Raw genomic sequence first — 13,017 nt, forward strand, 5'->3', positions numbered from 1 at the left:
ACAATTGTAATTCGCCACTCTGCATAATTTTTCTATCTTTGGTTTTTAATGAATTTCCTTTATCCGGGCTTTCTTTTCGCACTAGTATCGGTTGCAATTCCGGTTATCATTCATTTATTCAATTTCCGAAAGTTTAAAAAGGTTTATTTCTCTAACGTTCAGCTTTTAAAAGAGGTAGAACAGCAAAATTCATCGAGAGAAAAGCTAAAGAATCTACTTATTTTATTGTCTAGAATACTGGCAATTATCTTCCTGGTATTGGCTTTTGCACAACCTTATATTCCGCTTAATAAACAAAAAGCAACCATTTTAAATAATTCTGTAAGCATCTATATTGATAATTCTTACAGTATGGATGCCGTAAATAAAAACGGTAGTCTGCTGGATGAAGCCAAAAGGAATGCGCAGCAGATCGTTAAAGGCTTTGGCCTAAATGATAAATTTCAGTTATTAACGAATGATTTTGAAGGCAAGCATCAACGTTTAATAAACAAAGAAGAATTTTTTAAAGCTTTGGATGATGTTAAAATTTCATCCGCTAACAAAACTTTACAACAAATTTTAAACCGACAAGGTAACATCTTAACTGGCTCGGCTAATAAATGCAGTATTATCATTTCCGATTTTCAAAAAAACATATCTAATCTAGCAAAGCTTGATACAAAAAACGATATTCAATATTCTTTCTTAAAATTAAACGCAACTACTTTGCCTAACATCGCAGTTGATAGCGTTTGGACTTTGTCTCCAAATCATCAGCCTTTAGCAAATGAAAGATTAGTGGTTCAGCTAAAAAATTATTCTGATGAGGATGCTAAGAATATTCCTTTAAAACTCAGTATAAATAATCAGCAAAAAGCAATTGGTTCTATTAATATTCCGGCAGGTAAAACGGCAAAGGATACCTTAAATTTTTCAGGATTAAATTCTGGCTGGCAAAAGGGCATCATTACCATAAAAGATTTTCCTTTAACTTTTGATGATAGTCTGGCGTTTAGCTTTAATGTTGATCAAAATTTTCAGGTTTTAAGCATTAATGGGAATTTGGCTCAGAATTATATTCAGGCACTTTTTGCAGCCGATAAATATTATAAGCTAACGAATAATTCCGAAACAAATATTAACTATAGCGATTTTTCTAAGTACGGCTTAATTGTATTGAATGGAATTAAAACACCTTCAACCGGGTTGGCTCAGCAGTTAAAAACTTACGCTAATGGCGGTGGAACAATTGTTCTATTTCCAGATTTAGATGCTGATTTGCAAACCTATAATTCATTTCTAAACGCACTGTCACTTCCTGCTGTTCAAGCTTTAAATACTTCGGTAACTAAGGTTGATAAAATTGATTTGCAGAATCCTGTTTTCAAGAGTGTATTTGAAGAAGTGCCTAAAAATCTGAATTTGCCAACAGTCAACCGGTATTTCTCTTTTATTGAAAAAAATAACGCCACTAAGGAAAATATTTTGCAGCTTCCGGGAGGCAAATTATTCTTTGCTAAATATGCAATCGGTAGAGGAAATATCTATTTATCGGCATCTGGTTTAAATCAAACGGACGGCAATTTCGCCCGACATCCGATTTTCGTGCCTTTAATGTATCGGTTGAGTTTAAGTGGTGGAAGCGAAGATGCATTATATTCAACCATTGGTAATGAAAATGTGCTGAACATTAAGAATATAACCATAGGCAAAAACCAGACTTTGAAATTATCTGCAAAACAATTTGAGACTATTCCAGAAGTAAGGTTTGCTAACGGAAAAACATTAATTTATACTGCAGACCAGATTAAGAATCCAGGATTTTACAATTTATCTCTAGCCGATTCTTTAATTGCCGTTTACAGTTTTAATAGCAGCCGTTCAGAATCTGATATGCATTATTTGAGCAAAACAGACCTGGCCAATCTTGCAAATAGAAGCAACTTAAAAATATACGATACGGATAAAGATGCAGTAAAATTAATTTCTGGCGATAACCAAATCGGGCAAACATTATGGAAACTTTGTCTAATTTTGTCGCTGATTTTTATTGCAGCAGAAATTCTGCTCATCCGATTTTTTAACAACCCTAAAAAAACAATATGAATCTCCTTGTAAAGCAGGTTACCATTGCCGACCCACAAAGTAAATTTAATAACCAACTATGCGATGTTAGGATTACTGATGGTAAAATTGAACGTATTGGTAAGCTATCTGCCGAAAAAGACGAAACGGTTTTTGAAGCTAATGGTGCTTATTTAACGCCAGGTTTTTTCGATTTAAATTGTGCAGCCGGCGACCCGGGATTTGAAACTAAAGAAGATATACAAACCTTAACAGCAACTGCGGAGGCCGGAGGCTTTACTGGATTAGCATTATTGCCGCAAACCAGTCCGGTTGTGCAGTCAAAATCTCAGGTAGAATATATTGTAAATAAATCAAAAGGTAATTTGGTTGATGTTTTGCCTGTTGGCTCAATTAGTCAGAACCGAGAAGCTAAAGAACTTTCTGAACTTTTTGATATGCAGCAAGCTGGTGCAGTTGCCTTTTCTGATGGTGATAAGGCTATCCAAGACGATGGTTTTATGAGTCGTGCTCTACAATATGCCAAAGGTTTTGATGCCTTGCTGATGGTTTATCCAGAGAATAAGTCAATCGCAGGGAAATCTCAGATTAACGAAAGTAAAAATTCTGTTCTTTTAGGAATGAAAGGTTTACCCCCATTGGCTGAAGAAATGCACATTGCCAGAGATATTTTCCTGGCAACTTATAACGAAACTAAAATTCACATTAGCAATATTTCTACAGCTGGTTCGGTTGCATTAATCCGAAAAGCTAAAAAAGATGGTGTAAAAATTACCTGCGATGTTACGGCACACCACTTGGTATTTACCGAAGAATTACTTGCTGATTTTGATAGCAATTACAAAGTTAAACCACCATTGCGTAGCAAAGCTGATGTTAAGGCATTAATTGCCGGACTGAAAGATGGTATCATTGATGCCATTACTTCTCAGCATCGCCCAGAAGAAATCGAATTTAAGAATGTAGAGTTCGAAATTGCGCATTACGGTATTATTGCTTTGCAAACAGTTTTGCCATTATTGCTAAAGGCAGGTTTCGATGCAAATCAAATTGCAGAGAAGTTAAGCATCAACCCAAGGAAATTGCTAAATTTAAATATTCCGGTAATTGAAGAAGGCGCAGCAGCAAACTTTACAGTTTTCGCTGTTGATGAAAAATGGCTGTATAATTCAGCTTCAAATTATTCAAAATCAGCAAATAGTCCATTAATTGGAACAGAGCTGACAGGAAAAGTTAAGCTGGTTTATAATAACAATCAATATTATACAAGCTAAAGGCGGAAAGACTAAAGCTTAAAAATGGATGCACAATTCGGGGGCAAGTCTTGATACTTGATACTAAATACTCGATACTTAATATTAAAAACATGGATAACAGAGTAAAACAGGCACTTACAGCCTCATTAAATAAATACGCTGAAGTAGCTGCAGCTAATGTTGGTAATTTCGAAACAGAATTGGTGGCTGCTTTTGAATTAGAAGTTAATTTTTTAGATAAAGTAACGGCTTTTGATGCCGTTTTCGATTCAAACCCCGACTTTGAGGAGTTAAGAGAAGTTTTTTTCGATTTGTTGATGGTAAATTTCTTTAGTAGCGATGTGCAAAAGCTTGAAGAAGATTACCTGGAAAGCGAAGAATGGGCAAACATCGAAGAAGAAACGATTGATAGAGGAACAGAGCTTTTAAACCTTTTGCTATACATTAAAGAATGTAAGGATGAAGATTTAGAACCTGAACTTGGCGATTTTCTAAAAGAATTTCTATTAGTAGAGGATGATGAGTTTCAGGATGAATTTGAAATTTATGAAGAACTTATCAGCAACCAGCAACTTGCAGAAAGCAGTGTTGAAGCAATTTGCAAAGCTTCGGGCAAGTTAAATATCAGCGAAGAAATGAAAGAATTATTTGTTTCTTTTATGGTCTTTTTCCTTGATACAGAGGGAAGTGCAACAACTGTGCAGGAAATAAATAAATTTAGTAGTAACAAATCGTTCGATTCTGCTACATATATATTAATTACAACCATTAACAACTAAATTCAATCTCATTATGGAACAACAAATTATTCAAGAAGAAAAGAAGCCTAATAAATTGGCATTTCAAGTTGCTGTAATATTTGCCATATACACATTGGCAATGATTTACGTTTTTAAACTTATTGGGATAGATACTACTAGTGCTGACATTCCTTTAATTAATAAAGCAATAACTTTTCTCTTGTCCTATGGCATTTTTATAATGACGATCTATTATACTCAAACCACGCACAAAAAAGAACTTGGAAACTATATAACATATGGGAGAGCATTTTCCACAGGCTTTAAAGTTGCGGCATATGCAGGCCTTTTTATAGGGATTTTATACGCTTTGTATTTTAAAGTTTTAGATCCATCCGCGTTAGAGAAAATTGCTGATGTCGCTATAGAAAAGGCAGGAGATAATGAACAGCAAATAAAACGAGTCGAAATGATGAAACCATATATGTGGATTTTTGCGACTTTTACTGCTGCAATAAGCTATACTGTTTTTGGTTTGTTTGTAAGTTTGATAACAGCCGCAGTAATTAAAAGAGACCGATCATAATAATTTCATTCGTTATAAAAAAATTCTAACGTGCAAGTTTTATCATTTAATTTGATGAAATTTGCACGTTTTATTTTAAGAGTAATTAGTTTAAAGACTTGTCTTTTTACTTTCTACTTTTTACTTTCTACTTAAATGGATATATCAGTTGTAGTACCCTTATATAATGAAGACGAATCTTTACCCGAATTAACGGCGTGGATTGCTAAAGTAATGGCTGAAAATAATTTCAGTTACGAAATTATTTTGATTGACGATGGCAGCACCGATAAATCGTGGGAGGTTATAGAATCTTTAAAGCTACAAAATGATGCAATTAAAGGCATTAAATTCAGAAGAAATTACGGTAAATCTGCAGCACTAAATGTTGGTTTTGAAGCTACACAAGGTGATGTAATTATTACCATGGATGCTGATTTACAAGATAGCCCAGATGAAATTCCAGAACTTTACCGAAGAATAAAAGAAGAAAAGCTTGATTTAATTTCGGGCTGGAAAAAGAAACGTTACGATCCGATTACTAAAACCATTCCAACAAAGTTATTTAATGCTGCAACACGTAAAATGAGCGGCATCGAATTAAACGATTTTAACTGTGGTTTAAAAGTTTACAGGAGCGATGTTGTTAAAACCATCGAAGTTTATGGCGAAATGCATCGTTACATTCCTGTAATCGCTAAATGGGCGGGTTTTAGTAAAATTAAAGAACAGGTTGTAGAACATCGTGCCCGTAAATATGGGACTACCAAATTTGGTTTCAGCAGGTTTATTAATGGTTTCTTAGATTTACTTTCGATTTTCTTCGTAGGCAAATTTGGCAAACGCCCAATGCACTTTTTCGGTTCATTAGGTGTTTTAAGTTTTGTTATCGGAACTTTTATGGCACTTTGGATGATTGGCGAAAAGCTTTATCACATTGCTGCTCATATTCCATACAAAAGGGAAATCACCGATCAACCCTTGTTTTATATAGCATTAATCGCCATTGTGGTCGGTTCTCAAATGTTTTTAACGGGTTTCGTTGCAGAATTGGTTACCAGAAATGCGCCGGAACGAAATCAATATTTAATTGAAAAAGAATTAAAATAAGCAGAAAGACTAAAGCTTTAAGCAAAAAGTGCTTTGATCTTTAGTCTTTCTGCTTTCATCTTAAAGACATGTTTTTCTCCATCATAATTCCACTTTATAATCGTCCCCAAGAAATTAACGAACTTTTATATACCCTAACCAAACAAACTTATTTACAGTTTGAGGTTTTGGTTATTGAAGATGGTTCGAAAGATGATGCAAAGGCAATTGTCGAAAGTTATTCGAATAAACTGGACATCAGTTATTATTACAAAGAAAATGCCGGGCAAGGTTTTGCTCGTAACTTCGGTTTTGAAAAAGCTAAAGGCGATTATTTTATCATCTTCGATTCGGATTGTTTAATCCCTTCAAATTACCTGGAGATTGTTAAAAATTATCTATACGAACATAATTTAGATGCTTTTGGCGGACCAGACGCAGCACACGACAGTTTTACCCCGGTTCAAAAGGCGATTAGTTATGCCATGACATCACCTTTCACCACTGGAGGCATTCGTGGCAACAAAAAGCATGTTGGCCAGTTTCATCCACGTAGCTTTAACATGGGCGTTTCCAGGGATGTTTGGGAGAAAGTTGGTGGTTTTATTTTAACCAGATTAGGTGAAGATATCGAATACAGCATCCGCATACACGAGAACGGTTTTAAAATTGGTTTAATTCCCGAAGCAAAAGTTTACCACAAGCGTAGAACCAGTTTTAGTCAGTTTTATAAGCAATTACACTTTTTCGGAAGGGCAAGAATCAACATTTATAAACATTTTCCGAAAGAGCTTAAATTAGTTCATTTCTTTCCCGCGGTATTTACTGTTGGCTTTATTTTCAGTGTTTTATGTAATTTTATTTACCTGCCATTGGCATATGTTTGTAATTTCTTCATTCTGATTTACTTTATGTTGATATTTTTTCATTCATGGTCAGTAAATAAATCTTTAAAAGTTGCATTTTTGAGCATTATCTCTTCCTTTATCCAACTAACCGCCTATGGTTTAGGCTTTATTCAGGATCTGTTTAAGAGAGTGATATTTAGTGGAAAGTAAAAAGTGGAAAGTTAAAAAGTATCGGGTTTGGGGAAGAGTATCTGTAAAACGAAATAACAAACCAACGAAACAACTAAAAACCTAAAATGATTAATTATCTTAAAGAAAGCACATTCGCTGTTAATGATGTAATTCAAAAAGCGTGGAACATCACCAGGAAGCATTATTTTTCTATTGCTACATTATGCTTTTTGATGTTTATTACGGCGAGTGCATCAAGCTTAATGGCATTTTTTATAAAGGATGTAAGTAAGGTGCTCAGCTTTTTAATGGTCTGTATTTTCATCATGTTATATTTTACAATCAATCTTTCATTGTTTAAATATATTTTTCATTTGATGGATGATGAATTGAATGATGTGAAAATTGTGGATACCATTCCCACAAGGCAACAAATTATTCGTTTTTTAGTTGCAACACTATATTTTGTAGGCTGTATTTTAGGCGTTTATTTGGTGGTAATCTTAGTCGCTTTTCCGTTTATTTACACCGGAATCAATATTGAAATTGTAAAGAATGTAGCCATATCAGTAGGTATTGTTGCAATTTTTATTACCTGGTTAAGAATTTCTTTCTTTCCATTTTTTATCATTGATAAAAATGCTAAGCCTTTTGAATCGATAAAATTGAGTTTGGCAACTACTAAAGGCAATTTCACTAAAATATTATTGCTTTTGATTATTTTAGGTGGTGGATATTTAATTTATCTGTTGCTAAACTATTTACAGTGGCCAATTGTTGCTTTCATTGTTAACATACTGAGTTCATTTATTATCGTGCCGCTTTCTAGTGTTGCACTTACAGTTGCTTATCGTAAAATCTCCAGCGAATATAAAGGAGATGAGCACCCAGATATTTTGCACAATCTTGTTTAAGAGCATTAAAGTCATTCTATCATTTACTCATCCAAAAAGTCAATCATTAAAATATGGGATTAAAAGCAGCATTAAGTAAACCTTTTGCAGCCTTTGCAGTTTGGCAGATAAGCAAATGGAAAAATAATGCCGTTGAAGCTCAGAACAAAATACTTTTAAAGCTGATTGCCAATGCTGCAGCAACAGATTTTGGAAAAGACCACCAATTTTCATCTATTAAAAACCATTCTGATTTTAAGAAGCAAGTACCTGTAAGAGATTACGAAGCACTAAAACCTTATGTTGATAAGGTTGTTGCCGGTGCAGAAAATGTGCTATGGCCCGGTAAGCCGCTGTATTTTGCAAAAACTTCTGGTACAACTTCTGGTGTAAAATATATTCCGCTTTCTAAAGAATCAATGCCCGAGCATATTAAAGCGGCTCGAAATGCCATCTTAACTTACATTAATGAGACAGGTAAAACCGATTTCGTTAACGGAAAGATGATTTTTTTGCAAGGAAGTCCGATATTGACGCTAAAGCACGGCGTAAATGTTGGGCGACTTTCTGGCATTGTTGCGCACCATGTCCCGGCCTATCTCCAAAAGAACCGTCTTCCATCTTACGAAACCAACTGTATCGAGGATTGGGAACAAAAAGTTGAGGCTATTGTTGAGGAGACCTTGCAAGAGGATATGACCTTAATTTCTGGTATTCCACCTTGGGTTCAAATGTATTTTGATAAGCTAAGTGAAAAAGCGAAGGGCAAGAAAATCAAGGATATATTTAAAAATTTTAGCTTATTTATCTATGGCGGCGTAAACTTTGAGCCTTACAGAGCGAAGATTGAGCAAAGCATTGGCAAGAAAATAGATTCTATTGAAACCTATCCTGCATCTGAAGGATTTATTGCCTATCAGGATTCACAAAAAGATAAGGGTTTATTGTTATTGGCAGATGCCGGCATCTTTTACGAGTTTACTCCTGCTGATGAATACTACAATGAAAACCCAACCAGATTATCGCTTGGCGAAGTTGAGTTGAATACCAATTACGCTTTGATTTTAAATACAAATGCCGGGTTATGGGGTTACAGTATTGGCGATACTGTGAAATTTGTCTCAAAAAATCCTTACAAAATTGTAGTAACTGGACGCATTAAGCATTTTATTTCTGCCTTTGGCGAACATGTTATTGGTGAAGAAGTGGAACACGCACTTTTAAGCATTGCAAATGAGGAAAATGTTGAAATAACAGAATTTACTGTTGCACCGCAGGTAAATCCGCAAGCAAGCGAACTGCCTTATCATGAGTGGTTTGTAGAATTTTCTACTCCGCCAAAAGATATGACAGCATTTAGTAAGAAAGTAGATGAAGCTTTGCAGAAGAAAAATATTTACTATTTTGACCTGATTGAAGGTAAGATTTTGCAACCTTTAGTGATTCGTTCGCTACAGAAGGATGCTTTTGTGAATTATATGAAAAGTGAAGGGAAATTGGGTGGACAGAATAAAGTGCCGAGGTTAAGTAACGATAGGAAGTTGGCAGATGAGTTAGGGAAGTATATTGTTTAAATTGTTTTATTGCTATATTGTTGCATGATTCCCTAATGCATTTTAAGCCAATAAACATGGAACAGAAATACTTGCAATTGAATCAAATAACAGCCTATAAAAAGGCCTTTCATCTTAGTAATCACGTTTGGGAGATTATTTCAAATTGGGATGCGTTTGCAAAACACACTTTGGGTAAACAATTTGTCAATGCGATAGACTCTATTTCAGCAAATATTGCCGAGGGTTTTGGAAGATATCACAAAAAGGACAAGATCAAATTTTATTATTATAGCTATGGAAGTGTAAAAGAATGTTTTGATTGGAATGAAAAGGCAAAAATTAGAAAGTTAATAAGTGATGAAGAATACAAGAATATTTTTGCAACATTAGAAACTTTGCCTAGAGAAATTCATCAACTAATAAAATTTACCAACGACAAATTAAAAACATAAGTTTCTTATATGCTAATAAAGAATGTTTGAAACTATAGAATGAATAAACAATTGAGCAATACAGCAATACAGCAATCAGTAAAAAACATAATCATATTAGGCTCTACAGGAAGTATAGGGACGCAAGCGCTCGAAGTTATTCGGGATAATCCTGCAATCTTTAAAGTTTCTGTTTTATCTGCACTAAAAAATGCTGAACTGTTGATTCAGCAGGCCAAAGAATTTAAACCCGAAGTTGTTGTTATTTGTGATGAAACTAAATATCTGGAAGTTAAAAATGCACTATCTTCTTTCAATATAAAAGTTTTAGCTGGTGAAGCAGCCTTAACCGAGGCAGCGGTTTATCCGAAAGGTGAAATCGTATTAACTGCCTTAATGGGCTCAGTAGGGTTAAAACCAACTATTGCAGCTATTGAAGCCGGTAAAAATATTGCACTAGCCAACAAAGAAACATTAGTAGTTGCAGGAGAATTGGTAACACAATTGGCCGCCAAACATCAGGTTAAAATTCTTCCTGTTGATTCTGAGCACTCTGCAATATTTCAATGTTTGGTAGGTGAGGAGCAAAATGAAATTGAAAAAATTTACCTTACAGCTTCCGGCGGTCCGTTTTTAGGGAAAAATAAGGACTTCCTGGCATCCGTTAAAAAGGAACAAGCATTAAAACATCCCAACTGGGTGATGGGTGCTAAAATCACCATCGATTCTGCTTCGTTAATGAATAAGGGCCTTGAAGTAATTGAGGCAAGATGGCTTTTTAATTTAAATGCTGAACAAGTTGACGTTATCGTTCATCCACAATCCATTATTCATTCTATTGTGCAGTTTACAGATGGTTCTATGAAAGCACAAATGGGGGTGCCGGATATGAAATTACCTATTCAATACGCCATAAATTATCCCGATAGGCTAAAAAACAATTTTAAGCGTTTTAACTTTCTGGATTATCCAAATTTTAGCTTTCAGCAGGCTGATATGGAAACTTTCAGGAATTTAGGTTTGGCGTTTGCTTCTTTGAAAAAAGGGGGGAACATGCCTTGCATTTTGAATGCTGCAAATGAAATTGTTGTGGAAGCATTTTTGAATGATAAAATTGGTTTCCTTGAAATGAGTGATGTAATTGAACGATGTATGGAAGAAATCAATTTTATTGAAAAACCACAATTGAACGATTATTTAGGAACTGACAAACATAGCCGTATCTTAGCGGCTGAATTAGTAACAAAAAGTAAATTCTAACATCTAACATAAAAACTTTATAATAGCATATGAATGGATTGATAATGGCGGGACAGCTGCTGCTTGGATTGTCTATATTGGTTATATTACACGAATTAGGGCATTTCTTGGCCGCAAGGGCGTTTGGAATCAAAGTAGAAAAATTTTATCTGTTTTTTGATGCATGGGGTTTTAAACTCTTCAGCTTTAAAAAAGGAGATGTAGAGTATGGAGTTGGGTGGTTGCCATTAGGCGGTTATGTAAAAATTGCCGGAATGATTGACGAGAGTATGGATACCGAGCAAATGGCTCAGCCTGCACAACCATGGGAATTTCGTTCTAAACCAGCTTGGCAGCGTTTAATTGTGATGTTGGGTGGTATCATCGTCAACGTTATTGTGGGTATCATCATTTTCTGGATGCTTACCTTTAAATACGGTGAAACTTTTACGCCAAATAGTGCCGTGGTAAACGGTATTCAGGTTGGTAAAGTGGCTTCAGATATCGGTTTGAAAAATGGAGATAAAATTCTCGCTATAAATGGCAACAAAGTTATCCGTTTTGAAGAGCTGAAAAGCTCTAAAGTTTTAATGGGTAATACGCTTTTAACGGTTATCCGTGGCGATAAAACCATCGAAATAAAAGTGCCTGATGATTTTCTAAATAAGGTTGCTGATGGTAAAAGCTTATTTGCTGAGCCTCGCTTAAAAAGTATTGCTGATAGTTTATTACCAGGCTACGGTGCTGTAAAAGCGGGAATGAAAGTTGGCGATAAAATTACAGCTGTTGATGGAATTTCAGTTACTTATCAGGATGAAATAAAGCCAATTACATTAAAGAAGAAAGGTAAAACTGTTGCTGTTGATATTGATAGAGCTGGTACACCAATGCAACTCAATGTAGCAGTAGATACCGCCGGAGCAATTGGCTTTTATGGAAATTTCAATGAGATTAAGCGTAAAACCATTAATTATAGCTTCATGGCTGCTCTACCTATTGGTGCAAATATGGCCTGGAGTACATTTATGGATAATGCGAAAGGCATTGGTAAAATGATTACTGGTAAAGTTAGTGCCCGTAACATTAGCAGTCCGATTGGTATTGCAAAAGTTTATGGTAGTACTTTCGACTGGGTTAAATTCTGGACTTTAACCGGTTTAATCTCTATGGCTTTAGCTTTCATGAATTTATTGCCAATTCCGGGTTTAGATGGCGGTCACGTCGTGTTTCTTTTAATCGAAATGATACAACGCAAGCCGGTTAGCGAGAAGGTGCTTGAAAAAGCACAGATTGCAGGTTTTGTAATTCTGATTAGTTTAATGGTGTTTGCTTTTGGTAATGATATTTTAAAAATATTCGGTAAGTAAAATCAATTTTATAATATTGCCGTAGCCGTTAGCATTAAGTTTTAACTGCTGCGGCTTTTTAGTTTATAACACATGAGCGAACAAAAAAAACAACCTGATTATTTCGAGTTTTACGAATCACCCGTTTCCTTTAAGCCTGATTTGAACGTGGTTAAAGCTAAGTTTTACGCGTTGAGCAAAAAGTTTCATCCAGATTTTTATGCGAACGAAAGTGAAGCAAAGCAGCAGGAGGTTTTAGATTTATCTACGCTAAATAACAAAGCCTATCAAATTCTAAGTAATAGCAAAAGAACTTTACAATATGTTTTAGAACTGAAAGGCGTAGTCGTTGCTGAAGAAGCTTATCAGTTGCCTCAATCTTTCCTTATGGAGATGATGGATGTAAACGAAGCATTGATGGATTTGGAATTTGAGCCTGATGCTGAAAAGTTGCAACAGGTAAATGATGATGTTAATTTGATTGAAAATGAACTGGATGCGGAGTTGTCAAAACTTACCAATCAATTTGATGAGGCCTCGGCTGAATCTGAAAGTTTGTTGAAAGATATTAAGGATGTCTTTTACCGTCAGAAATACATTGCCAGAATCCGGGAGAAATTACCTAAGCCTTAATCGCTGTATTATGCATGCATATATTATGCCTATTACATGCCTTTATCCTGCCTTGGGGATGCAAGCTTGTTTAGCGATAATTGACTAAGCCAGATTTAAGTTTTAATAACACCCGATTGTAAAATCATAATTTACTTTTTGCGGATGAATTAGTTTGCCTTACTTTCGAAGCAAACAATCAGA

The 13,017-nt window shown here is 35.1% G+C and carries 12 protein-coding genes; all 12 read left to right on the forward strand.

Annotation, left to right across the window (positions count from 1 at the left end; all coding sequences use genetic code 11):
- Positions 1-48 precede the first annotated feature (48 nt).
- The 12 genes from R2Q16_RS15680 (at position 49) to R2Q16_RS15735 (ending at position 12,834) form a co-directional block, all read left to right on the forward strand.
- Complete coding sequence (locus tag R2Q16_RS15680; RefSeq protein WP_316738280.1) at positions 49-2,088, forward strand: BatA domain-containing protein; 2,040 nt, start codon at positions 49-51, stop codon at positions 2,086-2,088.
- A complete protein-coding gene (locus tag R2Q16_RS15685; protein ID WP_316738281.1) occupies positions 2,085-3,341 on the forward strand; it encodes a dihydroorotase in 1,257 nt (418 codons plus the stop codon). The genes R2Q16_RS15680 and R2Q16_RS15685 overlap by 4 nt, the downstream gene beginning before the upstream one ends.
- A 92-nt stretch (positions 3,342-3,433) precedes the next feature.
- Positions 3,434-4,102, forward strand: a complete 669-nt coding sequence (locus R2Q16_RS15690) for a hypothetical protein (RefSeq protein ID WP_316738282.1) — start codon at positions 3,434-3,436, stop codon at positions 4,100-4,102.
- 13 nt (positions 4,103-4,115) lie between these two features.
- Entirely contained in the window at positions 4,116-4,649 is a 534-nt protein-coding gene (locus R2Q16_RS15695) for a DUF4199 domain-containing protein (protein ID WP_316738283.1), read from the forward strand.
- A 135-nt stretch (positions 4,650-4,784) separates the two neighbouring features.
- Complete coding sequence (locus R2Q16_RS15700; protein ID WP_316738284.1) at positions 4,785-5,738, forward strand: glycosyltransferase family 2 protein; 954 nt, start codon at positions 4,785-4,787, stop codon at positions 5,736-5,738.
- A 68-nt stretch (positions 5,739-5,806) separates the two neighbouring features.
- Positions 5,807-6,775: a glycosyltransferase gene (locus R2Q16_RS15705; protein ID WP_316738285.1), complete on the forward strand. Its 969-nt coding sequence runs from the start codon at positions 5,807-5,809 to the stop codon at positions 6,773-6,775.
- 86 nt (positions 6,776-6,861) lie between these two features.
- Positions 6,862-7,650 carry a hypothetical protein gene (locus R2Q16_RS15710; RefSeq protein WP_316738286.1) on the forward strand — a complete coding sequence of 263 codons (789 nt, stop codon included), beginning with the start codon at positions 6,862-6,864 and terminating at the stop codon, positions 7,648-7,650.
- Between the two features lie 53 nt (positions 7,651-7,703).
- Positions 7,704-9,203, forward strand: a complete 1,500-nt coding sequence (locus tag R2Q16_RS15715; RefSeq protein ID WP_316738287.1) for a GH3 auxin-responsive promoter family protein — start codon at positions 7,704-7,706, stop codon at positions 9,201-9,203.
- A 56-nt stretch (positions 9,204-9,259) separates the two neighbouring features.
- Positions 9,260-9,637 (forward strand): four helix bundle protein, encoded by a 378-nt coding sequence (locus R2Q16_RS15720; RefSeq protein ID WP_316738288.1) that lies wholly within the window; start codon positions 9,260-9,262, stop codon positions 9,635-9,637.
- A 39-nt stretch (positions 9,638-9,676) separates the two neighbouring features.
- Entirely contained in the window at positions 9,677-10,876 is a 1,200-nt protein-coding gene (locus R2Q16_RS15725; protein WP_316738289.1) for a 1-deoxy-D-xylulose-5-phosphate reductoisomerase, read from the forward strand.
- A gap of 29 nt (positions 10,877-10,905) precedes the next feature.
- Complete coding sequence (gene rseP / locus R2Q16_RS15730; protein WP_316738290.1) at positions 10,906-12,222, forward strand: RIP metalloprotease RseP; 1,317 nt, start codon at positions 10,906-10,908, stop codon at positions 12,220-12,222.
- Between the two features lie 72 nt (positions 12,223-12,294).
- A complete protein-coding gene (locus tag R2Q16_RS15735) occupies positions 12,295-12,834 on the forward strand; it encodes an iron-sulfur cluster co-chaperone HscB C-terminal domain-containing protein (protein WP_316738291.1) in 540 nt (179 codons plus the stop codon).
- Positions 12,835-13,017 lie beyond the last annotated feature (183 nt).

The sequence above is a fragment of the Pedobacter aquatilis genome (genome assembly GCF_032678425.1).
Lineage (GTDB): Bacteria > Bacteroidota > Bacteroidia > Sphingobacteriales > Sphingobacteriaceae > Pedobacter > Pedobacter aquatilis_B.

Bases quoted from the DNA above. Each gene is read 5' to 3' on its own strand.
- R2Q16_RS15705 (WP_316738285.1), top strand. From the start codon at position 5,807: ATGTTTTTCTCCATCATAATTCCACTTTATAATCGTCCCCAAGAAATT.
- R2Q16_RS15695 (WP_316738283.1), top strand. From the start codon at position 4,116: ATGGAACAACAAATTATTCAAGAAGAAAAGAAGCCTAATAAATTGGCA.
- rseP (WP_316738290.1), top strand. From the start codon at position 10,906: ATGAATGGATTGATAATGGCGGGACAGCTGCTGCTTGGATTGTCTATA.
- R2Q16_RS15700 (WP_316738284.1), top strand. From the start codon at position 4,785: ATGGATATATCAGTTGTAGTACCCTTATATAATGAAGACGAATCTTTA.
- R2Q16_RS15720 (WP_316738288.1), top strand. From the start codon at position 9,260: ATGGAACAGAAATACTTGCAATTGAATCAAATAACAGCCTATAAAAAG.
- R2Q16_RS15725 (WP_316738289.1), top strand. From the start codon at position 9,677: ATGAATAAACAATTGAGCAATACAGCAATACAGCAATCAGTAAAAAAC.
- R2Q16_RS15685 (WP_316738281.1), top strand. From the start codon at position 2,085: ATGAATCTCCTTGTAAAGCAGGTTACCATTGCCGACCCACAAAGTAAA.
- R2Q16_RS15735 (WP_316738291.1), top strand. From the start codon at position 12,295: ATGAGCGAACAAAAAAAACAACCTGATTATTTCGAGTTTTACGAATCA.
- R2Q16_RS15690 (WP_316738282.1), top strand. From the start codon at position 3,434: ATGGATAACAGAGTAAAACAGGCACTTACAGCCTCATTAAATAAATAC.
- R2Q16_RS15680 (WP_316738280.1), top strand. From the start codon at position 49: ATGAATTTCCTTTATCCGGGCTTTCTTTTCGCACTAGTATCGGTTGCA.
- R2Q16_RS15715 (WP_316738287.1), top strand. From the start codon at position 7,704: ATGGGATTAAAAGCAGCATTAAGTAAACCTTTTGCAGCCTTTGCAGTT.
- R2Q16_RS15710 (WP_316738286.1), top strand. From the start codon at position 6,862: ATGATTAATTATCTTAAAGAAAGCACATTCGCTGTTAATGATGTAATT.